This is a genomic window from Kitasatospora sp. NPDC050463, from assembly GCF_040655255.1.
Taxonomy (GTDB): Bacteria; Actinomycetota; Actinomycetes; order Streptomycetales; family Streptomycetaceae; genus Kitasatospora.
The window spans coordinates 56,542-78,805 of record NZ_JBFAJO010000031.1 but is presented as its reverse complement, the minus strand read 5'-3'; the positions used below and the strand labels follow the sequence as shown (position 1 = coordinate 78,805).

The following is a 22,264-nucleotide window of genomic DNA, read 5'->3' as shown; positions in this document are numbered from 1 at the left end:
TACGATAGCGCCTATGACACCAGCCCGGGGAGACCACGAAGCCCGACGCCGGGACGTATCCGAGGCGGTCTGGCGGGTGCTGTCCTCGCGCGGCTTCGAGGGGCTGACGCTGCGTGCGGTGGCCACCGAAATGGGTGCCTCCACCGGGCTGTTGACGCACTACTTCCCCAACAAGCGGACGCTGGTCGCGCACGCCCTCGACGTGCTCGACCGGCGCTCCCAGGAGCGCCCGCGCCGGATCGCCCCGGGGGACGGCAGCCCACCGCCGGCCGCCGGACTGCCCCGGCTGCGGGCGGCACTGCTCGACATCCTCCCGCTGGACGAAGCCGCCGCTGCCGGCAACCGGATCTGGGTCGGCTCCTGGGACGTGGCACTGGCCGACCCGGAGCTGGCCACCGCGCACGCGGCCCGGTACGGGCGGGCGCGGGCGCTGCTGACCGAGTCGGTGGCCTCCGCGCAGCGGCTCGGTGAGCTGCCGGACGACGTGGCCGCCGAACAGCTCGCGGCGGGAGCGCAGGCCTTCGCGCTGGGGCTGGTGGTGCAGGCACTGTTCGCGCCGGCGGAGTTCCCGGCCGAGCGGCAGACGGCGCTGTTGGACGCCTACCTGGCGGGACTGGCCGGGCCGGCGCGGGAGGTGGAGCGGCTCTGACCGCGGCTCCGGCTGGGGCCGGGGTGGAGAGCGGGGTCGTTGTTTGCGTCCGGACCGCGCGGCCGGTTCGTGCCGGGGTTTCCCGTGGGCCGTTTTCGGCGCTGCCATGACACGCATTGTCACGGGTTATGTGCGTTCGGTGTCCGGAATTCCCCGGCGGGCCGGCCGGGCACGGCCCTCACCGGCGTGGTGGCCTGCGGGAATTCGGGCGCGGTGCCCCCAGCAGGATTCGAACCTGCGACCTACCGCTTAGAAGGCGGGTGCTCTATCCGCTGAGCTATGGGGGCGGGACGGACGGCGCCCTGATGGGCGTGACCGTTGCCGGGATCGGGCGACGAGCGCGCGGGGCGCCCGCTGTCCGGCCCCGTGCCTGAGGGTGGGGTGGGGGTTGGCGGGGCCTTGCCCTGTCGGGGACAGGATAAGGGTGTCCAGATCCTCAGCCGGGTGTAACAACACCGTCGCGGGTGTGTCGGCTTCGGTGGAGCGGTCCGATAATCGCAGGTGAAGGCCGTGCGTGCAGCGGTCTGACGCTCTTCGGCGCCGGACGTTGTGCAGTCGTTACGGGGCTGCCGCCCCACCCGTTATGGATTCGGCACGGAGAAACTACCCCGCTCGGCACGGGTGGGGGGCCGTATTCGGGTTCGTTCGGTCGGATGACGTGGGCGGACGGTCGGGCAGGCCACCCCTGGGGGTGCGGCGGCGCGGCGGGAAGCCGGGCGTTTGTTGTCATGGCCGCGCAGAGGTGAGGCTGAAAGTAGGACCGGAAGGGCCGAAATTCACCCCTGTGAGTGACCCCGGTTTTCCACAGGGCCGAGTTGTCCACAGGATTTCCGATCTCTTCGACATGGATTTCCCGGGAAGTGCACTCTCAACTCGCGCCGGTTGATTCCGTACGGTGCATCGGAGAGAACGGAGCGTGTTCTGTGAACGAGACCCTGGTGACGGTGATCGGCAATGTCGCGACCGAGGTGAGCTGCACGCGGACGGCGGACGGGGTGGCGGTGGCCAACTTCCGGCTGGCGTCGACCGAGCGCCGCTACGACCGGCTGCGGGAGGGCTGGGTGGACGGCGAGACGCAGTGGGTGACGGTGACGGCCTGGCGGGCGCTGGCGGGTCACCTGATCGGCTCGCTGTCGAAGGGGGATCCGGTGGTGGTGAGCGGGCGACTGCGGGTGCGGGAGTGGATGGAGGGGGAGGCGAGGCGCAGCAGGGTCGAGATCGACGCCCGATCGGTCGGACACGATCTCAGTCGCGGCACCGCCGTCTTCACGTGGGGCGGGGGGTCGCCGGGGGAGTCGCCGGGCGGCCGCGAGGTGCCCGTGGGGGAGGCGGTGCCGGGCTGGATCGCGGACGCACTGCAGGCGCGGAAGGCGTCGGTGGGCCCCCTGGTGGCACCCCCGTTGGCGGTCGTCGGGTCGGGCGCGCGGGTGGCTGACGGGGGAGCGGAGAGTGACGTCCAGGCTTCCTCGGCCTGACCGTCGGCGGATCCAAACTGTCGACAAATATGTTGATCGAGACGGTTGTTGTGCCCGCACGCGCAATCGCCGGACGGTTAAGCGAAGGATCCGGAGTTTCTGGCTGATCGTCAGCTTGTGTGGATGATGGGAGCATTGATAACGATACAGATACGGAATCGTCCTGATTTCGCATGGGGGTTTGCGGGCCTCCGTGGCTCAATAGGATTCGTCTGGTTCACACACATGCGGCTGCGTCACAGGGCGCGCGGCAATGCAAGGCGGGCCGCCCATCGGCTGGCCCGGCCCGGAGGGATCCCAGATGTTCCAGAGGCAGGGGCGGAGTCTTCCGCGCATAACGACTGTCATGCTCACGACCAGCGTAGCGCTGGGTGGGAGCCTGCTCGCGGCCGGTGCGGCGGCTGCGGCCGACGCACCGGGTGCGGGCGTGACGGCGGTGATCCAGCCGACCATGCAGAGCGAGGAGATCGCCATCGAGGGCGGTCACTCCGTCCAGGGCGGTCTGTTCACCCTCAAGACGGCCAACGGCGAGCTCCGTACGTACTGCATCGACATCGACCACCCGGTCAACATCAAGAGCGGGGTCGAGTACCAGGAGTCGGACTGGAAGTCGAGCTCGCTCGGCCGCAAGGAGAAGGCTCAGGACGCCGCCAAGATCCGCTGGATCCTGGAGAACTCCTACCCGCAGGTCACCGACCTCAAGAAGCTGGCCGACGCGGCCGGCATCAAGGAGGGCGAGCTCACCGCCGACGACGCCGCCGCGGGCACCCAGGCCGCGATCTGGAAGTTCTCCGACGGCAAGAACGCCACCCCGGTGGACGCGCAGGCCAAGAAGCTGCGCGACTACCTGGTCAGCGACAGCAACAAGGGCATCGCCGCCGAGCCCAAGCCCTCGCTGAGCCTCACCCCGGACTCGGTGTCGGGCAAGCCGGGCGGCAAGCTCGGCCCCTTCACCATCAACTCCAGCGCCTCCGAGGTGAAGCTCGCGGTCTCCGGTGACGCCGCGGACAAGGTGAAGCTGGTCGACAAGGACGGCAAGCCGGTCGCCGGCCTGACCGGCCCGGTCGCCAAGGACACCTCGCTGTTCCTGGACGTGCCGGCCGGCACCCCGGACGGCGCGGCCACCGTGACGGCCTCGGCCGAGACCGTCGTGCCCAACGGCCGGGTCTTCCTGAGCAAGGGCTACACCCCCGAGAAGCACAGCCAGACCATGATCCTGGCCGGCTCCACCAAGCTCAGCGTGGTGGACGCGGCCAAGGCCGCGTGGAAGGCGGGCAAGGGCCCGCTGGTGGACAGCAACGCCCAGGTCGAGTGCGACGCCAACGGCGTCCGGGTCAACCTCGCCAACGGCGGCGACGAGGCGGCCACCGTCACCGTCCAGCCGGGCAAGACGGTCACCGTCCAGCCGGGCAAGATGGAGAGCGTGGTCGTCCCGGTCGCCGAGGACGCCGCCTACACCATCACGGTCACCGGCCCGAACGGCTACACCAAGGAGTTCAAGGGCATCCTGGACTGCAAGGTGACCAGCGTGACCCCGCCGACCGCCAGCCCGTCGGCCAGCAAGAGCGCCTCGGCCACCCCGACCCCGAGCGCCACCCCGACGGGTACGCCGTCCGCGGCCCCGTCCAGCTCGACGGCGCACCCGGCTCCGGTCGCCTCCAGCCCGGCCCCGGGCACCACGGGCGGCCTGGCCGCCACCGGTGGTAACGACGCCACCCCGGTGCTCGCCGCCGTCGCCGGCGGTCTGGTCGTGGCCGGTGCTGCCGCGGTCTTCGTCCTGCGCCGCCGCGGTCGCCACGGTCGCAGCGCCGCCTGACGCACCGCGCTCCACGGAGGACCGAAGCACCGAAGTGAAGTAGCGACACGGTGCAGTAGTACCGAAGTGAAGTAGGACCGACGTACCGAAGGGAAAGGCGCCTGACGTGCCCCGGCACGGCAGGCGCCTTTCCCGCCCGGCCCGGCTCCCCGCACCCGCTGTGGGGAGCCGGGCCGCGGTGCGTCCGGTGGCGGTGGACCGCAGGCCCCGCGGGCTCTCCGGGCGGATACCCCAGTGGGGCAAGCAGGCGGTTCGGGCGCTCGGCCGGGTGCGGCACAATGGAAAGCTGCAACCCGACTTACTCCCGACGACGCCGGAGCGATCTCACGTGGCGGAATACATCTACACGATGCGCAAGGTGCGCAAGGCGCACGGCGACAAGGTCATCCTTGACGACGTGACGCTCAGCTTCCTTCCCGGAGCGAAGATCGGCGTCCTCGGTCCCAACGGCGCCGGCAAGTCCACCGTGCTCAAGATGATGGCCGGTCTGGAGCAGCCCTCCAACGGCGACGCCTTCCTCTCGCCCGGCTACACCGTCGGCATGCTGCTCCAGGAGCCGCCGCTCGACGAGGCGAAGACGGTCCTGGAGAACGTCGAGGACGGCGTCCGGGAGGTCAAGGGGAAGCTCGACCGCTTCAACGAGATCGCCGAGCTGATGGCCACCGACTACTCGGACGCCCTGCTGGACGAGATGGGCAAGCTCCAGGAGGAGCTGGACCACGCCAACGCGTGGGACCTGGAGGCGCAGCTGGAGCAGGCCATGGACGCGCTGGGTTGCCCGCCCGGCGACTGGGCCGTCACCAAGCTCTCCGGTGGCGAGAAGCGCCGTGTCGCGCTCTGCAAGCTGCTGCTGGAGGCGCCCGACCTGCTGCTCCTCGACGAGCCCACCAACCACCTGGACGCCGAGTCGGTGAACTGGTTGGAGCAGCACCTGGCCAAGTACGCCGGCACCGTCGTCGCCGTCACCCACGACCGGTACTTCCTGGACAACGTGGCCGGCTGGATCCTGGAGCTCGACCGCGGCCGCGCCATCGGTTACGAGGGCAACTACTCCACCTACCTGGAGAGCAAGCAGTCGCGCCTCAAGGTCGAGGGCCAGAAGGACGCGAAGCGTGCCAAGCGGCTCAAGGAGGAGCTGGAGTGGGTCCGCTCCAACGCCAAGGGCCGGCAGGTGAAGTCCAAGGCACGTCTCGCCCGCTACGAGGAGATGGCTGCCGAGGCCGACAAGATGCGGAAGCTGGACTTCGAGGAGATCCAGATCCCGCCGGGCCCGCGCCTGGGCAGCATCGTGGTCGAGGTGGAGAACCTCAACAAGGCCTTCGGTGAGAAGGTCCTGATCGACGACCTGAGCTTCACGCTGCCGCGCAACGGCATCGTCGGCGTGATCGGCCCCAACGGTGCCGGCAAGACCACGCTCTTCAAGATGCTCCAGGACATGGAGACGCCGGACTCGGGCAAGGTCAAGATCGGCGAGACGGTCAAGATCAGCTACGTCGACCAGAGCCGGGCGAACATCGACCCGAAGAAGACGCTCTGGGAGGTCGTTTCCGACGGCCTGGACTGGATCAACGTCGGCCAGGTCGAGATGCCGTCCCGTGCCTACGTGTCGGCGTTCGGCTTCAAGGGCCCGGACCAGCAGAAGCCGGCCGGTGTGCTCTCCGGTGGCGAGCGCAACCGCCTGAACCTGGCGCTCACCCTCAAGCAGGGCGGCAACCTGCTGCTCCTCGACGAGCCGACCAACGACCTCGACGTCGAGACCCTCTCCTCGCTGGAGAACGCGCTGCTGGAGTTCCCCGGCTGCGCCGTGGTCATCTCCCACGACCGCTGGTTCCTGGACCGAGTGGCCACCCACATCCTCGCCTACGAGGGCGAGAGCAAGTGGTTCTGGTTCGAGGGCAACTTCGAGTCGTACGAGAAGAACAAGATCGAGCGGCTGGGCGCCGACGCCGCCCGCCCGCACCGGGCCACCTACAAGAAGCTGACCCGAGGCTGACACCCAGCTGTCACAACGGCCCGGCAGACTGCCCTCCGGGGCGGTCTGCTGGGCCGCGGCCCGCCGCCGATGCCTTCCGGCGGGTCACCGGACGTCGAGGAGAACACCCGTGGCACGCCATATCTACGCCTGTCCGCTGCGTTGGTCCGACATGGACGCCTTCGGGCACGTCAACAACGTGGTCTTCCTGCGCTACCTGGAGGAGGCCCGGATCGACTTCATGTTCACCCAGGCCGCCGCGGCCGGCGCCGGGGAGTTCGCGGGGGGCTCGGTGGTGGCCCGCCACGAGATCGACTACAAGCGTCCGCTGGTGCACCGGCCCGAGCCGGTCACCGTCGAGACCTGGGTGACCAAGATCGGCGGCGCCTCGCTGACCGTCTCGTACGAGATCAAGGACACCGCCGAGGACGGCACCGAGACGGTGTACGTCCGGGCGTCCACCGTGGTCGTCCCCTACGACCTGGCCGAGGGCCGCCCGCGCCGGATCAGCCCGGTGGAGCGGGAGTTCCTGGGCCGGTTCGTGGACGACGGCAGCAGGGACGACCGCGGCATGGACGACCGCAGCAGGGACGACCGCAGCGTCGGGGAGCCGGCTGTCGCGGCGGCCTGAGCCCCGGCCCGCACCACCACCCGCCACCGATACCCGATTCGAGCTGAACCGCGTTGACCGCTACCGCCTCCCTCGCCCTCGCCGACGCCGGGGAGGGCGCCGACCTGGCCGCCTTCCTGGTCCGTCTGCTGCGCTTCGACCGGGCGGCGGCGGTACGCCTGCAGGCGGTGGCCAGGCAGGCCGGCGGCGACGGTGTGCTGGCGGTCTTCGGCCGGTTGCCGCTCGGCAGTTCCGGCGCGCTGGCGATCCGTACCGCGCGGCTGGCCGAGCTGGTCGGGCCGGCGGACCGCACGGTCTCGGCGGGGCAGCTGCTGGACGGCCTGGACAGTGCGCGGAACACCGTGGCGCTGCCCGCGCCCGTCACCGGCCCGGCCTGGGCCGGCCTGCTGCCGCCGCGCTCCGGCTGGCGGCCGGTCGGCGAGCCGCCGGTGGCCGAGGTGTACCCCGAACTGATGGCGGGGGTGCGGGAGTTCCGTGAGCGCAGCGAGGCGGTGCCGGTCCACCACCGGACCCGTGCGGTGCTGGACGGGCTGGCCGACGAGATCTGGTCCCGGCCGGTGACCGCGCTGCCCGAGCTGCCGTTGCGCGCCGCGCACGCGGCCTATGTGATCGGTTTCCTCAAGCCGGGTGCGCCGCTGACCGTGCACCGCGCCGGCGGCTGGTTGCGGCTGAGTGCCCCGGCGGGATCGGTGGCGGTGCGTACGGCGGCCGCGCCCGGTGCGGGGCTGGGACTCAGCCCGATGCGCTAGGCGCTGTCCGGCCGAGGCGCCGACGGCCCCGGAAGATCGCCGTCCCGGCGCCTGCCCTCGGGGCGACCGGCACCGGGTGCCGCCTGGCCCCCGGGCGGTGGTCAGCCCTCGGTGTTGACCATCGAGGCGGCGGCGTAGGTGAGGTAGTCCCAGAGCTGCCGCTCGGCGTCGGCCGGCAGGGCCAACTCGTCCACCGCCGCCCGCATGTGCTTCAGCCAGGCGTCGTGCGCCGCGCGGTCCACCGTGAACGGCACGTGCCGCATCCGCAGTCGCGGGTGCCCGCGCTGCTCGCTGTAGGTACGCGGACCGCCCCAGTACTGCATCAGGAAGAGCGTGAGGCGCTCCTCGGCCGGGCCGAGGTCCTCCTCGGGGTACATCGGCCGCAGCAACTCGTCCTGCGCGACGCCCTGGTAGAACCGGTGCACCAGCCGCCGGAAGGTCGGCTCGCCACCGACCTGTTCGAAGAAGGTCTCCTCGCTGAGCGTGCCACGCCGGATCTCTTTCACCCGACCATGGTCGCAGACGGCGGCGGGGCCGTACACCGGGACCTGGGGACCAGGACCGCAGGCGTACGACCCCGCCGCCGTCAGGAGTCGGCTCAGACGTCTTCCCAGCGGAAGAACCGCCAGGCGATCGCGGTGAGCACGGCGGCGAACACCAGCAGCCCGCCCATCGTCGGCAGCGCGTCCATCACGCCGCCGCCCCGGGAGAGCACCGACTGGGCCGCGGTGACCAGGTGCCTCAGCGGCAGTGCCTCGGAGACGGTCTTCAGCCAGGTGGGCATGTCGTCCGCGGGGAAGAACGAGCCGGACAGGAACGACATCGGCAGGACGATGATCTGCGAGATGCCGTTGGCCGCCTCCTCGGTCTTGGCCAGCGACCCGGCCAGCAGGCCGATCGACATGAAGGCGATCGTCGCGCAGACCACCAGCGGGATGATCAGCCACCAGTCGCCGGTGAGTTTCAGCCCGAAGAACGGCATGGTGGCGACGACCAGGAAGACGGCCGTCTGGACCAGGGCCGTCAGCACCGAGACGGCGATCCGGGACGCCACGATCGACCCGGCGCTCACCGGGGCCAGCCGCAGGCGGCGCAGCACCTTCTTCTGCCGCCAGGACACCAGGGTCAGCGAGGCGCCGAACACCGCGCCGGTGGCCACCGCCCAGCCCAGCAGGCCGGGAGTGAGGTACTGGATCGGCTTCAGCGAGTTGTCCTCGACCTGGTGCGCGTCCAGGACGAAGGCCGCCGGCTTGCCGCTGGCGGCCTGGTTGGCCTGCTGGACGACCGAGTTGACGATGCCCTGGACGGAGCCGGCGCGGACCTGGTCGGCGGCGCTGAAGCGCAGCACGACCCTGCCGTCCGGGCCCTCCTTGATCATCGCGTCCAGGTCGCCCTTGCGGACCTGCTCCAGTGCGGCGGCCTCGTCGTCGCTGCGGCTGATGGTGAGGACCTTCTCCAGGTCGGCCCGGCCGTCGCCCTGCACCGAGTCCAGCAGCTGGACCGCGCCGACCTGCACCACCTTGGCGTGCGGGCTGGACGCGCCCTTGAGCAGGGTGCCGAACAGCAGCAGGAACATCAGCGGGAAGAGGATCACGAAGAAGACGGCCGTGCGGTCCCGGAGGAAGGCGACCACCATCACCCGGGAGAGGCTGGCGAAGGCGCTCACCCGTTCGCGCTCCGGCTGCCCGTCGGGCGCGCTGGGACCTCCGGACGTGCGCTGGGCCGGAACGGTCGCGCCCCGAGTGCGTTCGGCGCTCATGCGCGGTACTCCCGTCCGGTGAGCTGGAGGAAGACGTCTTCCAGGGTGGCGCCGCGGACTTCGAGTCCGCGCAGCGCGTTCTGCTCGGCCAGCACGGAGAGCACCGGGCCGGGCAGGCGGGTCGAGACGGCGAGCGAGACGCCGTCGTCCTCGACCGAGGCGATCTCGGCGCCGGTCGCCGCGAGCAGCTCGCGCGCCCGCTCGGCGGAGAGCAGCCCGGACTCCACGCTGATCCGCACGGTGTCGTCGATCTCCCGGACCAGCGCGGCCGGTGCGCCGGTGCGCAGGACCTTGCCGTGGTCCATCACCGAGACGCGGTCGCAGAGCACCTCGGCCTCGTCCAGGTAGTGGGTGGTCAGGACGACCGTGCGGCCCTCGGCGTTGATGTCCCGCAGGAGGTCCCAGAGGTTGCGGCGGGCCTGCGGGTCGAGACCGGTGGTGGGCTCGTCCAGGAAGACCAGCTCCGGGTCGTGAGCCAGCGCGCAGGCGATCGAGAGGCGCTGGGCCTGGCCGCCGGACATCTTGTCGGTCATCACCCCGGCCGACTCGGTGAGGCCCACCCGCTCCAGCATCGCGTCGGCGCGCTTGGGGCCGACGCCGTAGAAGGAGCCGAAGGTGCGGATCGTCTCCCGCGCCGTCAGTTTGTTGAAGAAGGCCGAAGCCTGGAACTGCACGCCGATCCTCGGCAGCAGTTTCGGATTGCGCGGCCAGGGCGCCAGCCCCAGCAGCTCGATCCGGCCCTCGTCGGGCTTGCGGATTCCCTCCAGAATCTCCAGTGTGGTGGTCTTCCCGGCGCCGTTCGGGCCCAGGATTCCGTAAAACTCGCCGACCTCGACGGTGAGGGAAACACCGTCGACGGCCTGCACGTCCCCGTACCGCTGACGGATTCCGTCGGCGGATATCGCTGCAGTCATGGGGCCTGAGCGTAGGGGTATCCGGGGGCGCTGGGGAGGCCGGGCCGAGGTGATTTGAAGATCATTTTGCCGGGTGCCCGGGCCGCCCCGAGGCGGCCTCCTGGCTGGTCAGGGCCGTGCGTGTACGGCGCAGGACGCCGGCGGGCCGGGCGGGAGCGGACTCCCGCCCGGCCCCGGGCGCCGAGGGTCAGGCGCGGTGCAGGGTGATGGTGGTCCACGCCCCGATGTGGATCCGGTCGCCGTCGTTCAGCGGGACCGCGGTGTGCGGGGCGAGTGACTCGGCGCCGCCGTTCATCGTGGTGCCGTTGGTGGAGTCCTGGTCGACCAGCACCCAGCTGCCGTCCGCCTGTTCGGCGAGCAGCGCGTGCTGGTGCGAGGCGCCCGGGTCCTCCGGCGGGACGGAGAGGTCGATCTCCGGCACGGTGCCGCGGTGCTGGCTGCGCCGGCCGATCCGCAGCTGGCCGCGGCCGGTCAGCGGGATGCGCCGCTCGGGGCAGTACGGGGGGAAGAAGAGCCCCGCCGCCTCCGGGCCGCTGCGGGCCATCATGTCGGTGAAGTAGTCGCGGTCGGCCGAGACCACCGCGATCCAGTTGGTCCGGACCGGCTCGGGCGGGGCCGGCTGGTACGGCTGCTGCTGGGCCTGCTGGGCCTGCGGGACGTGCTGGCCCTGCTGGCCGGGCTGGCCCTGCTGGGTCTGCGGGGGAACCGGCGGCGCCAGGTTGAACGAGGTGCCGAACTCACCGCCGCGCCCGGTCGGACCGGGCTGGGCGTAGACCGGGCCGGAGTCCTCGCGCGGCTGCTCCTGGTACGGCTGCTCCTGGTACGGCTGCTCCTGGTAGGACGCCTCCTGGTAGGACGCCTCCTGGTACGGAGCCTCCTGGAACGCCCCGCCGGTCTGCGGGTAGCCGTAGGCGGGCCGTGCCTGCTGCTGGGCGTGCGGCGGCTGCGGCTGCTGGGCCGGCGGCTGCGGGCCGCCGTACGCCGCCGGGATGTTGAGCGGGGCGGGTCCGGTCGCGGGCGCCGCGCCGGCGGGCGGGGGCTGGCGGTGGGAGGGAGCGGAGAGGTCGTAGTCGTACCCGCACTCCTCGCAGAACCGTCCGGTCTGCGGGCTGCGGCAGATCGGGCAGATCACCAGGCCCTCGGTGAGGTCGGGGAAGCCCTGAGCGCCCGGCGGTACGGCGCCCGGTTGCTCCGCGGGGCGCACCGGTCCGCCGAACGGCGCGCCGCCGTGGCCGGGGTGCCCGGGCCCGCCGTGCGCGCCCGGGCCGCCGAGGCCGTCATGGCCGACGGGCGCCCCCGGTGCCCCCGGGAGCGTGCCGGGCGGCGGCGGGATCGGCGGCGGCGGTGTCATCGGGAAGCCGCAGAAGTCGCACCAGTCCTCGGCCTGCGACTCGTGCCCCCTCGGGCAGATCGGCATCAGGTCCCCCCTCGATTCCCAGCCAGCTGGGGCAGCGTCCGGCCGGGCCGGGGCCCGACCGGTACTTCAGCGGTCACTTCTTCACACGGACGGTTTTGGTCGACCGGGTCTCAAGGGTCATCGAGTCGGCCTCACTCACATTCTTACGGAACCGAACGGTACCCTCCTTCGGGTCGACCACGTCCACCACCTTCTGCAGCAGCTTGAACGTGCCCTCGTTCCCGGTGGCGTGGGCGATCCGGACGGCGGCGCCGAGCTTGGCGGTGGCGCGGTCTACGTCCCCGGCGCGGTGCGCCTCCAGGCCCTCCTGGATCGACGAGGCCAGCTCGGCCTGCCCGGTGTAGTGGGCGACCTGCGGGCTGATCCGGGTGGACGAGGCCAGGTCGTCCGTCCAGACCGCCTTGACCAGGCCCTGCGACAGCACCTCGGGGGTGTTCCCGGTCTGCGGCGGCAGGACGAGGCTGATCCGGGCGGCGAGCATTTCGTTGCCGACGGCGGCGGCCGGGACCTCCACGCAGACGTGGTAGTCGCGGCTCTCGTCGCCCCAGGAGCCGGTCGGGTAGTCGCCGGCCCGCGGGCCCGCCTCGGTGCGGCGGCCGGTGAGGTCCTCCACGGTGGGGGCGACCTGCTTGACGAAGGTGACCACGGCGTTGGCCGGGGTCCAGATCCGCAGCGCGACGTCGGCGACCTGCTTGCCCATGGCGCCTTCCATCATGGAACGGAAGTCCTCGGCGAGGCCGGACGGTTCGGCGACGATGTCGACGGTGCCCAGCAGTGCGGAGGAGATCTTGCGCAGCTCGTCCACCCGCCAGTCGGTGCCCACCCCGCGGCAGTCGGCGGTGAAGTGGCCGGAGACCCGCTCGATGACGCGCTCCAGGTCGGCCGCCGACTCGTGCTCGTTCTTGCCGTCGGTGAGCAGGATGGCGTGCCGGATGGCGATGTCCCGGCGGGTGAGGAAGAGCGAGTCCGCCTTGGCGAGCCAGGTGCCCATCGCGGTGCCGCCGGCCGCGCTGAGCCGGCGCAGCGCCTCCTTGGCCTGGGCCCGGGTGGCCGCCGAGGCGACCGCGAGGGTGCCGTCGCCGGGGTAGATGTCCCGGGCCTCGTGGGTGCCGGCCACCACGGCGAAGGCGACGCCGTCGCGGACGGTGTCGATGGCGGCGGCGGTGGCCTCCCGGGCGCCGCGCATCTTGCTGGCCGGGTAGTCCATCGAGCCGGAGCAGTCCACCATGATCACCACGGCGGCGGAGTGCGCTCCCGCGTCCAGCGGCCCGCTGTCGGTCACGCCGAGCGGGCGGCCGCCGGAGGTGCCGCCGCCGGTCGCGGTGACGGTGACGATGGCGTTCACCTCGCGGGCGCCGTCGGCGAGGAACGCGTTCTGGAAGATGTCCACGTCGAACCTGGGCAGGTTCGGCTTAGCCAGTGTTGCCATGGGCCGGTGGCTCCCGTCGGGTGGTCGGTTGGTGCGAACGGTCGGTGGGGTGGGCGGGCGTCAGCCCAGCGGCGGGCGCGGCGGCCGGGGCGGGACGCCGGGCGGGCCGGGGGGAGCCGGCGGGACGGGCGGCAGCGGCGCGGCGGGCGAGCCGATCACCGGCAGGTCCGGCAGTGTCGGGTCGTGGTCCTCCTCGTCCGCGGGGCGGCCGGCGGGGCCGCCGGCCGGCCGGACCACGGGCAGGTCGACCGCGGTGGCGGTGCGCTCGTCCGCCGCGTCCGGCCGCCCCGCGCCGGCCGGGCCGGTCGGCGGGTCGATCGGCAGCACGGCGACGGTGATGTTGTCGTGCCCGCCGGCCGCGACCGCGAACTTCACCAGGGTCCGGGCGGCGGCGAGCGGCTCGGTCCGGGCGTCCTGGCGGACGTAGTGGGCGAGTTCGGTGGCGGCCTCGGCGTAGTTCCAGAGGCCGTCGGTGCAGATCAGCAGGACGCCGGGGACGTGCGGGGTGAAGGCCAGGGTGTGCGGGACGACCTCCTCGGCGTCCGCGCCGAGCCAGCCGGTGATGGCGTGGGCGCGCGGGTCCGCATAGGCCTCGGCCTCGCCCATCAGCCCGGCCTCGACCATCCGGGCGGCCCAGGAGTCGTCCTGGGTGAGCCGGAACGGCTCGGCGGCGACCCGGTCGTCCGGGATCCAGTACGCCCGGGTGTCGCCGACCCAGCCGATGGTGACCCGGCCGCCGGAGGCTATCGCGCTGACGTAGGTGCAGGCCGGGGCGTTGAGGTCGGGCCGGGAGGGCGAGGCGCCGTCCTCGGCGAGGGCGGCGACGGCGGCGGCCGCGTCGGCGATCGCCCCGCGCATCGCGGCATCGGGGTCGCGGCCGGCCTCCAGCGCGGTCAGCAGCGACTCGGACGCGGCGTCGACGGCGGTCTCGGAGGCCTGGTCGGGCCGGTCCGAGGAGGAGACCCCGTCGCAGACCACGGCCACCACGACCGGCTCGCCGCCAGGCAGCGAGGTGGCGGCGACGGTGAAGGAGTCCTCGTTGCGGTGGTGGCGCAGGCCCCGGTCACTGACCCCGGCGACGCCCCCGAGGGCCTTCTCCATGTGGTCGCGGGGACGCGGCTGGGCGCCGCCGCAGGCCTCGCAGTAGCCGTCGGAGGTGACGTGCGGCAGACCGCAGTGGACGCATCCGGGCCCGCCCTGCGCGGGCACCACGGATCCGGGCGCGGGGGCGGGCACCACCGGTACCGGGACGGTCGGCGCGTGGTCCGCTCCGCCGCCGCCCTGCGTGGCGGACCAGCTCGGGGGCATCGCCCCCGGAGCCGGCCGGCCGTTCCGGCTCGCCCCGCAGGAGCCGCAATAGGCGTCCTCCTGGTCCAGCGGCTCGGAACAGCTCTGGCACACGGTCTGCTGCGGCATTGGCTACACCCACGTCCTGGGGCGGGCACGGTTGGCCCGCTCCACCATCTCGATCCTGATCTCGGCCCGGTCGGCCAACCGGGCGAGTACCCGGTAGGACTGCTCCAGCGCGAGCCGCAGTTCCCGTTCGGCGGGCGGCCGTCCGAGGACGGTGAGCTCGCCGGTCGTCGTCGGGGTCTCGCCGGTCCCGCCCGCGGTATCGGTCCCGTCCGCGGAACCGGTCCCGCCCGTGCCGGCCGCCGGGCCGGTCCCGCCGGGCGAGCCGGCCGTCACCCAGCCGAGTGCGGCGTCGAGCACCTCGACGGAGAGCTCCTCGCGGGTCCGGTCGTCCAGGCGCAGGGCGGTCAGCTGCTCGGAGCACGCGCCGAGGTCGGCGCCGAGCGGGTCGGTGGCGGGCCGTTCGCGCAGCCGGGCCCGGACGGCGGCGATCCGGGCGGCGGTGAACTGGCTGGAGGTGGCGGGCACCGACTCCAGCACCCGGACGGCGCCGGACCGGTCCCCGTCGGCGAGGAGGACCCGGGCCAGGCCGAAGGCGGCGCTGAGGTAGGCCTGGTCGGTGGTCCAGACGAGGCGGTAGAGCTCGGCCGCGTCGCCGCCGTTGCCGAGCAGTTCGGCGCAGATGGCGAGGGCGAGCTTCGGGGCGCTCTCGCCGGGGAAGGCGTCGTAGACGGCGTCGAAGGCCTCGGCCGCGGCGCGCAGCTTCGTCCCGTCGGGACCGTCGGAGCCGTCCGGGGCGCCGCTGAGGGAGTCGACCAGCGCGGCGAGGCCGCGGTACCAGACCACCCGCCAGTCGTCCGGGTGGTCCTTCTCCAGGGCGGTCAGCGTCCGGTCGGCGTCGGCACGGCCGCGCAGTTCGAGGTGGGCGCGCAGTTCGCGCAGCCGGCGCTCGGCGGAGTCGGCGGGGGCGCCGGCCAGCGCGGCGAGTGCCTCCGCCGGGTCGGCGGCCAGCAGGGTGGCCAGGAAGCCCGCGTTCGGGTCCCCCGGGTCGACCCGGGGGACGGGCAGGGCCAGGGCGGCGGCGGCCGGGTCCAGCCCGGCCACCAGCAGCTCGCCGCGCCGGACCGTCGGGAGCACCAACTCGTTGTCGACCACCCGCAGTTCCGGGCCGAACAGGGTGGAGAGGGCGGGGCGGGGGCGCTGGTCCTGGAGCGCCAGCACCTCGCGCAGCACGCCGGTGAGCTGGTCGGCCATTTCCTCGGCGGAGCCGAAGCGGCGGGCCGGGTCCGGGTCGGTGGCGCGGACCAGGAAGCGGTAGTACGACTCGTACTCGGCGAAGGCCGGTACCGCCTCCGGCCCGGGCAGGCTGTCGCGGTAGGTGGTGCTGTAGCCCTGGAAGTCGAAGGTGAGCACGGCCAGGGTGCGGGCCACCGTGTAGAGGTCGGAGGCGGGGGAGGGGCCGTCGGTGGCGATCTCCGGTGCCTGGTAGCCGATGGTGCCGTAGATCGGGCCGTCGTCGTCGAGCCGCCGGACGGCGCCCATGTCGATGATCTTGAGCGTGTCGCCGCTCTGGATCACGTTGTCGATCTTGAAGTCGCAGTAGACCAGGCTCCGGCCGTGCAGGTACCCGAGCGCCGGCAGCGCCTCCAGGGCGTACGCGATGCCCTGCTCCACCGGCAGCGGCAGCCGCCGGCCGTCCGGCGTCCGGCGCTCGTTGGCGATGTCCTTGAGCGACTTGCCGCCGACGTACTCCATCACGATGTAGCCGTCGGTGGAGCCGGTGCGCAGGTCCGGGTGCTCGGCGAAGTTGATGATGCGGACGATGTTGGGGTGGTCCACCTCGGCGAGGAAGCGCCGCTCGGCGACGGCCACCGCGAGCGCGTCCTCGTCGCCGGTGTCCAGCAGGCCCTTGAGGACCACCCACTTGTCGTTGACCCGCCGGTCCACCGCCAGGTAGATCCAGCCGAGCCCGCCGTGCGCCAGGCAGCCGACCACCTCGTACTGCCCGCCGACCAGGTCCCCCCGGCGGAGCTTGGGCGTGAACGAGTACGGCGTGCCGCACTTGGTGCAGAAGCCGTCGGGCCGCCCCGGCCGGCCGTTCTTCTCCCGGCCCACCGGGGTCTCGCACTTGGAGCAGAACCGCTTGCGCTCCGGCACCTCCGGGTTGGCCAGCACCGCCTGCGCCGGGTCGGCCGCCGGTACGGTCGGCACCGTCACCAGGCCGGCGCCGAGCCGGTGGCGGGTGCCCGCGCTGACGCTGCCCCGGCTGCTGCGCACCGAGACCGAGCGGCCGCTGCCGGTCCGCGTGGAGCGGTGCGAGCGGGAGCGGCCGGACATCGAGCGGGACGAGCCGGTGCGGCTGGAGCGCGCCGAGTCGGGGTCGACCCGGGCGGACGGCACGTACGGCTGGGTCAGCCCGGTGTCGCCGCCGGGGGCGGTCAGGCCGCACTCGTCGCAGTAGCCGTCGTCGTCGATGGTGCCGGAGCACTCCCGGGGGCAGGGCGAACCGGGGCCCGCCGCGCCGGTCTCCGCCGCGGAGCCGCCCGCCGAGGAGCCGCCCGTGGAGGACGCGCCCGTGGCGGACGCGCCCGTGGACGAGCCGCCCGCCGAGGAAGCGCCCGCCGGGGCGAGCCCGCACTCGTCGCAGTAGCCGTCCGGGTCGATCGTCCCGTTGCCGGTGCACTCCGGCCGTACGCACGCCTGCGCCATGAAACTAGCCCCCCAGTCCCTGTTCCTGTGTCCGTCCGTCGACCGGCCCGCCGCCGGGCGGTTCGGCCTGCGCCGGCCGCAGCGACTGCTGGAAGCGGGCCACGGCACCCGCCGCCGCCCGCAGGTCGCAGGGCGCGCTCCAGAGCAGCCAGCGCGCCTTCTCGTACCGCTCGATCACGACCGGGTCCTCGGCCACCCGCAGCCGGGCCGCCATCGCCTTGTACGCGTCCAGGCGCCCCCGCAGCTCGGCCCGGACGGCCAGCGGCTGGGTCACCTCGGTCAGCGACTGCCGGGCCCGGCCCAGCTCCTTGGCGGCCGCGTCCTCCAACGCGTCCAGCAGCGGCGCCAGCCGGTGCCACTGCCCGCTCTGGCGCAACTCCAGGGCCAGCACGATCCGTTCGCGCAGTGCCGAGGCCGGCCCCGGCACGGCCGGCACCTCGGTGGCGGCTATCTTCGCCAGCACCTCGCCGCGCGCCCGGCGGGCCTCCGCCAGCGTGGCGTCGGCCCGTTGCAGGAGGTCGCCGACCCCCTGGAGCCGCTCCTCCGCGTCGTCGCGCAGCCGCAGCAGGTCCTCCAGCTCCACCCGGACGCCGTCCAGCGCCCGTCCGGCCCGGTCGAAGCGTTCGGTGTCCACCACGCCGGCCGACGTGGCGAGCGCGGTGCCGTCGGGTCGGGTGCCGCGCTGGGCCGGTACCCGGGCGGGTCGCCAGAGCGCCAGCGGGTCGCTGCGCACCTCGGTCCGCAGCTCCGTCAGATCGGCTTCCAGCCCGGCCAGGTCGTCGCCGAGCGGGTGGCTGCCGGGGTGCACGCCGAGCGAGCCCGCCAGCGTCTGCACCCGGCGCAGTTCGGCCAGCAGCAGGTCGATCCGGGCCGGCAGCGCCGACCAGACGGCGTCGGCGGCGCTCACCACCTCCAGCACGGTGGCGTACCAGGAGTTCATCCTGGCCATCAGGTCGTCCAGGGTGACCCGCTCGACCAGCTTGGCGGGTGTGCCGAGCAGGTGCGGGCCGTCCGGCACCGCGCCGCCGGGCACGGTGACCGCCTCGCCGGTCAGCAGCTCGCTCAGCTCGGCGAGTTCGGCCGCGCCCGGCCTGCTCCGCCGGGCGCGTACCGCGCGGGCCGAGGCCAGCGCCTCCGAGTAGCGGTCGAACAGGGCCCAGAGCAGCGGCAGGCCCTGCCCGGCGACGGACCAGCGCTCCAGGGTGCGCCCGGTCGGTTCGGCGCCGTCGAGCAGCCGCAGGCCCGGGTGGTCCTGGAGCGAGAGCAGCGCCGCCTCGACCGCGTCGCGGTCCGCGCCGAGGCGCGCCAGCGCACGGTCCACCTCCTCCCGGCTCAGCACCGGGCCAGCGGAAGCTGCCAACGCCCTCTCTCCGTTCTCTGTCTCTCTGTCCTGGATCGATCCGCCCCGACCCTAGCCTGTGGCCGCCGGCCCGGAGCCGGCCCGGGCGTCGAGCGGCCGTCGGGCGGGATGCCCGGTGCGGCGACGGTCAGGCCGTGGTGGTCAGCGCTGTGTCGGCCAGTAGTGCTCGGCGTCGCTCAGCATGTACGGCTTGAGCCAGCGGTCGTACGCCGCCCGCCAGGCGCCGCTCGCGTGGTAGTCCGCGAGGACCTGGTTCACCCGGGCCGTGAGGTCCGGACTGTTCTTGAGCATCGCGATGCCCATCACCGCGGGCCGGACCTCGCCGTCCACCAGCCGGACGGTCTGGTCCTGGGCGGCCTGGCTGGCCGCGAGGCCGTCGTCGGTCATGGTCGCGTCGACCTTGCCGAGCTGCATCAGGACCAGGCAGTCCAGGTGGTTCTCCACCGAGACGATCTTCCCGACCTTCGGACGGGCCTTCAGCTCGTCCTCGGCCGAGGAACTCGTCGCCGCGCAGACGGTCTTGCCGTCCACCGCCTCGTCGATGGTCCTCGCCGGGGACGCCTTGGGCACCACGACGCGCTGGCTGGTGTTGAAGTACGGCTTGGAGAAGGCGACCTGCTGGAGCCGGTCGCAGGTGATCGTCATGGTCCGGACGATCAGGTCGACCCGGCCCTCCTGGACGAACTTGACCCGTTCGGCGGTCGGGACCGCCTTGAGGGTCACCTTGTCCGGGTCGCCCATGAGGGCGGTGCCGATCGCCCGGGCGAGGTCGATGTCGAAGCCCTCGATCTGGCCCGTGTTGGGGTTGCGGGAGCCCCAGCGGAAGCTGTTCTGGTCGACGCCGATCACCAGGCTGCGCTTGGCCTTGACGGCCTTCACCGCCGGGCCGTCCTCGCTGCTCGGCGGCACGCTCTGGTAGACGTCGCAGTCGTTGCCGGCCTGCTCCTGCTGCGGTGCCTGCGCCGGCCGCACCGTCGCGGCGGCCGGCAGGACGGCGCCCTGCGGGCCGCCCGCGCCGAGCACCGCCGCGCAGCACGCCGCCAGCGCCACCGCCGTCACCGACCGGGCCCGTACCGTGGTCCTGCTCATCGTGTCCGTCCCCCCTCTACCGGTACTCGGCCAGTCGCCGGCCGAGGCCGCGGACCGCCGCGGCGGCTGCCACCAGGGTGAGCACCGCGACCGCCGCGGCGGCGGTGCGAAGGTCCCCGTCGGTGCCCTCGGCGGCCCGCTTGAACTGCTGCAGCTCGGTCTCGGCGGCCTGGCCCAGCCGCTGGTCGGCGGCGTTGAACGAGGCGTCGGCGCTCTGCGCCACGTCCGCCTCCCGGACGGTCACCGTGGCGTCCAGCGCGGCCTGGTAGTCCGCGTCGACGTTCTCCAGCCGGCTCGCCGCGAGGTGCCGTTCGCGCCACTGCTGGTACTGCTGTTGGGCGTCGGCGATGGCGGCGCGGGCGTCCGCCGGGGCCAGCCGCAGGGCGTCCGGCAGGGTGCCGGCGTACCGGTCGGCCGGGGCGTCGGAGCCGGACAGGTGCTCGGTGGTCTTCGACCAGAGGTCCGCGTACTGGGTGCTGGAACCGCGGGCCACGAAGTGCAGGTTCTCCGCCAGCCGGGCGGTCAGGACGTCGACCCGGGCGGCGTTGAGCGCCCGCAGCGGGGCGGCGCCCCTGGACTCGCTGGCGTGCAGCGCGGAGTTCGCGCCCGTCCCCGCCACCGTCAGCCAGAGCACGGCGGACAGCACGGCGGCGGTCGCGCCGACCAGCCCGATGTTGAACACCCGGTTGGTCCGCCGGCACAGCGTCACCTGCACCTGGAGCAGCGCCGCGAGGGCCAGCACGCCCAGGCCGTACGCGGCCCACGGGACGGCCTCGGCCTCGGCGTAGTCGTCCGCCAGCGCCTGGTTCTCGGCGGCGCTGAGCTGGGCGGCGGCCGGCAGCAGCACGGTGCGCATCTGGTCCGAGGCGTACCGCAGGTAGGCGCCGCCGAGCGGGAAGCCCTGACGGTTGTCGGCCCGCGCGTTCTCCACCAGCCCGGCGTACACGGCCACCTGCTGGTTGAGCGTGGCGAGCCAGCCCTGGGCGGGGGAGGAGGTGGTGGTCCGCGCCGCCGCCTCGGCGATCAGCCGGGACGCCGTCGCGAGGTCCCGCTCGTAGCGGTCCCGGACGGCCTTCGGCTCGGCGCCCGCCAGCAGGAAACCGGTGGCCGCCGTGGTGTCGGCGTCGGCCAGCGAGCGGTGGATGTCGGCGGCCGCCTGGCTGAGCGGCTGGCTGTACGAGACGACCCGCTCCGCGGCCTGCGCACGGGAGTTGACCTGCCAGGCGGTGAGCGCGCCGAACGCCACGGTGAGCACCGCCAGCAGTGCCCCGGCCAGCCGCAGCCGGCCCGGTGCCGTCCGGGTGGCCCGGCTCAGCCGGCCGAGCGGGCCGGCACGCCTGACCTCGGCCGTGCCGCCGGGCCGCGCCGGAGCCACCGTGCGGGGCCTCTCCGTACGTACTGGTGTCGCCACCGGGCCTCACCCTCCCCTGTGGCCGGCTCCGTCGTCCGGGGCACGGCCGTTGCCAGCAGTATGGCCGTCGCTCCCCGCGGCCACACCCGACTTGCGCCGATCTTGAGCATCGCCGGGCCCGGTCTCCGGGCCCGCTCCGCGGGCGTTGTTCCGATCCCTGGTGCCGGTGCCGCCGAGTCCCGTCCGGGCCCGCCCGCTCCGGTTGCGGGGCGGGTGGCGATCGGGTCGACGCGGGATGCACCCTATGCGGTTCCACGGACAGCCGGAGGGGAGGGGTCCGGTTGTGCCGTTCCGGTCGCCGGGAGGGCCGTCCGTACCATGGCGGCATGCGACTCCTGGGAACGATCTCCGCCGACCGCCCGCTGCTCGTCGTCGCCGTCCGGGAGGAGGCGGCGTACCTGGGCGACCGGCTCCCGGTCCTGCTGACCGGCATCGGCAAGGTCAACGCGACCGCTGCGCTGGCGACCGTCCTCGCCCGCGGCGAGCACCCCTCCGAGGTGGTCAACCTCGGTACCGCCGGCGCCCTGCGCCCCGGCTGGGAGGGCACCCACACGGTCGTCCAGGTGATCCAGCACGACCTCGACAGCCCCGCCCTGCTGGAGCTCACCGGCCGTGTCTACGGCGCTCCGCTGATGGTCGGCAAGGGCGACGGCCCGGTACTGGCCACCGGCGACCTCTTCGTCTCCGGCGCGGCCGCCCGCGACCGCCTCGCCGAGCACGCGGACCTCGTCGACATGGAGGGCTACGCCGTCGCCACCGTCGCCCACCGGGCCGGTCTGCCCGTGCGCCTGGTGAAGCACGTCAGCGACGAGGCCGGCGAGGGCGCCGCGCACACCTGGCGCGAGTCCGTCGACGACTGCGCCCGTCACCTCGCGGACTGGGTGCACCACCAGGGGGGGTGACGGTGCGTCATGGCGATCTAGAGTGGCCGGTGTGACCGAGAACGCGCCCGCGCGCAAGCGCACCGACGCCCGCCCGCCCGGCATCGCCGCGGACGAACCGACCACTCTGCTGGCCTTCCTCGACTACCTGCGCGAGGGCGTGATCGGCAAGACCCGGGGCCTCGCGGACGAGGACGCCCGCCGCCCCGGCGTGGCCTCCGGCACCAGTCTGCTCTGGCTGGTCAGGCACCTCACCGCGGTGGAACTCAACTGGTTCCTCTGGGCGTACCGCGGCGAGGGCGGCGAGCCGTGGGACGACGACGCGCCCTCGCCCGGTGACGAGACGGTGGCCGGATCGGTCGCCGCCTACCGGGCCGCGATCGCCCGCGCCAACGAGGTGATCGCCTCCGCGTCCGGCCACCTCGACCGCCCCGGCGTCCGCTCGCTGCGCCCCAACGCCGAAGCGCCGTCGATGCGTTGGCTGCTGGTCCACATGATCGAGGAGACCGGCCGGCACGCCGGTCACGCCGACATCATCCGTGAGCAGTTGGACGGTGTGGTCGGCCGGTAGCGGGGGTCGGTTCGTCCGGACCTGACAGGCAGTGGAATACTCCCCCGCGCACCACGGCGCCGCCCCGGCGGCGCCGCGC

The 22,264-nt window shown here is 73.3% G+C and carries 18 protein-coding genes and 1 tRNA gene; 8 read left to right on the top strand and 11 right to left on the bottom strand.

The window, feature by feature from the left end:
• Positions 1-13 precede the first annotated feature (13 nt).
• Positions 14-649, top strand: a complete 636-nt coding sequence (locus AB0J08_RS20725; RefSeq protein ID WP_360635937.1) for a TetR/AcrR family transcriptional regulator — start codon at positions 14-16, stop codon at positions 647-649.
• A gap of 214 nt (positions 650-863) precedes the next feature.
• Here the strand turns inward: AB0J08_RS20725 and AB0J08_RS20720 are convergent.
• Positions 864-936, bottom strand: a tRNA-Arg gene (locus tag AB0J08_RS20720).
• Between the two features lie 636 nt (positions 937-1,572).
• Here AB0J08_RS20720 and ssb point away from each other — a divergent pair.
• The 5 genes from ssb (at position 1,573) to AB0J08_RS20695 (ending at position 7,292) form a co-directional block, all read left to right on the top strand.
• A complete protein-coding gene (gene ssb / locus AB0J08_RS20715) occupies positions 1,573-2,124 on the top strand; it encodes a single-stranded DNA-binding protein (protein WP_360635934.1) in 552 nt (183 codons plus the stop codon).
• A 346-nt stretch (positions 2,125-2,470) separates the two neighbouring features.
• A complete protein-coding gene (locus AB0J08_RS20710) occupies positions 2,471-3,940 on the top strand; it encodes a Cys-Gln thioester bond-forming surface protein (protein WP_360635931.1) in 1,470 nt (489 codons plus the stop codon).
• Between the two features lie 328 nt (positions 3,941-4,268).
• On the top strand, positions 4,269-5,933 hold the full coding sequence (ettA, locus tag AB0J08_RS20705) for an energy-dependent translational throttle protein EttA (protein ID WP_360635928.1): 1,665 nt from the start codon (positions 4,269-4,271) through the stop codon (positions 5,931-5,933).
• Positions 5,934-6,042: 109 nt separating this feature from the next.
• Complete coding sequence (locus AB0J08_RS20700; protein ID WP_360635925.1) at positions 6,043-6,543, top strand: thioesterase family protein; 501 nt, start codon at positions 6,043-6,045, stop codon at positions 6,541-6,543.
• A 53-nt stretch (positions 6,544-6,596) separates the two neighbouring features.
• Positions 6,597-7,292, top strand: a complete 696-nt coding sequence (locus AB0J08_RS20695) for a hypothetical protein (protein ID WP_360635922.1) — start codon at positions 6,597-6,599, stop codon at positions 7,290-7,292.
• Between the two features lie 101 nt (positions 7,293-7,393).
• Here the strand turns inward: AB0J08_RS20695 and AB0J08_RS20690 are convergent, their stop codons facing one another.
• The 10 genes from AB0J08_RS20690 to AB0J08_RS20645 form a co-directional block, all read right to left on the bottom strand.
• Positions 7,394-7,798: a globin gene (locus AB0J08_RS20690; protein WP_360635919.1), complete on the bottom strand. Its 405-nt coding sequence runs from the start codon at positions 7,796-7,798 to the stop codon at positions 7,394-7,396.
• Positions 7,799-7,890: 92 nt separating this feature from the next.
• Positions 7,891-9,051, bottom strand: coding sequence for an ABC transporter permease (locus tag AB0J08_RS20685; protein WP_360635916.1), 1,161 nt, complete (start codon positions 9,049-9,051; stop codon positions 7,891-7,893).
• Positions 9,048-9,965: an ABC transporter ATP-binding protein gene (locus AB0J08_RS20680; RefSeq protein WP_360635913.1), complete on the bottom strand. Its 918-nt coding sequence runs from the start codon at positions 9,963-9,965 to the stop codon at positions 9,048-9,050. Before AB0J08_RS20680 ends, AB0J08_RS20685 begins: the two co-directional genes overlap by 4 nt.
• Before the next feature lie 187 nt (positions 9,966-10,152).
• Complete coding sequence (locus tag AB0J08_RS20675) at positions 10,153-11,382, bottom strand: FHA domain-containing protein (protein ID WP_360635910.1); 1,230 nt, start codon at positions 11,380-11,382, stop codon at positions 10,153-10,155.
• 73 nt (positions 11,383-11,455) lie between these two features.
• Complete coding sequence (locus AB0J08_RS20670) at positions 11,456-12,811, bottom strand: VWA domain-containing protein (RefSeq protein WP_360635907.1); 1,356 nt, start codon at positions 12,809-12,811, stop codon at positions 11,456-11,458.
• A 60-nt stretch (positions 12,812-12,871) separates the two neighbouring features.
• The gene (locus AB0J08_RS20665) at positions 12,872-14,227 is read right to left on the bottom strand and encodes a PP2C family serine/threonine-protein phosphatase (protein WP_360635904.1); all 1,356 of its coding nucleotides are present in this window, start codon (positions 14,225-14,227) and stop codon (positions 12,872-12,874) included.
• A 3-nt stretch (positions 14,228-14,230) separates the two neighbouring features.
• Positions 14,231-16,873, bottom strand: a complete 2,643-nt coding sequence (locus tag AB0J08_RS20660) for a tetratricopeptide repeat protein (protein WP_360635901.1) — start codon at positions 16,871-16,873, stop codon at positions 14,231-14,233.
• A gap of 4 nt (positions 16,874-16,877) precedes the next feature.
• Positions 16,878-18,233: a hypothetical protein gene (locus AB0J08_RS20655; RefSeq protein ID WP_360635898.1), complete on the bottom strand. Its 1,356-nt coding sequence runs from the start codon at positions 18,231-18,233 to the stop codon at positions 16,878-16,880.
• Positions 18,234-18,374: 141 nt separating this feature from the next.
• Positions 18,375-19,322: a glutamate ABC transporter substrate-binding protein gene (locus AB0J08_RS20650; RefSeq protein WP_360635895.1), complete on the bottom strand. Its 948-nt coding sequence runs from the start codon at positions 19,320-19,322 to the stop codon at positions 18,375-18,377.
• Between the two features lie 16 nt (positions 19,323-19,338).
• Positions 19,339-20,697: a hypothetical protein gene (locus tag AB0J08_RS20645; RefSeq protein ID WP_360635892.1), complete on the bottom strand. Its 1,359-nt coding sequence runs from the start codon at positions 20,695-20,697 to the stop codon at positions 19,339-19,341.
• Between the two features lie 362 nt (positions 20,698-21,059).
• On the opposite strand from AB0J08_RS20645, the gene AB0J08_RS20640 reads away from it, so the two are divergent.
• Both AB0J08_RS20640 and AB0J08_RS20635 read left to right on the top strand, forming a co-directional pair.
• Positions 21,060-21,635: a nucleosidase gene (locus AB0J08_RS20640; RefSeq protein WP_360635889.1), complete on the top strand. Its 576-nt coding sequence runs from the start codon at positions 21,060-21,062 to the stop codon at positions 21,633-21,635.
• 31 nt (positions 21,636-21,666) lie between these two features.
• Complete coding sequence (locus AB0J08_RS20635; protein WP_360635886.1) at positions 21,667-22,185, top strand: DinB family protein; 519 nt, start codon at positions 21,667-21,669, stop codon at positions 22,183-22,185.
• Positions 22,186-22,264: the final 79 nt, after the last annotated feature.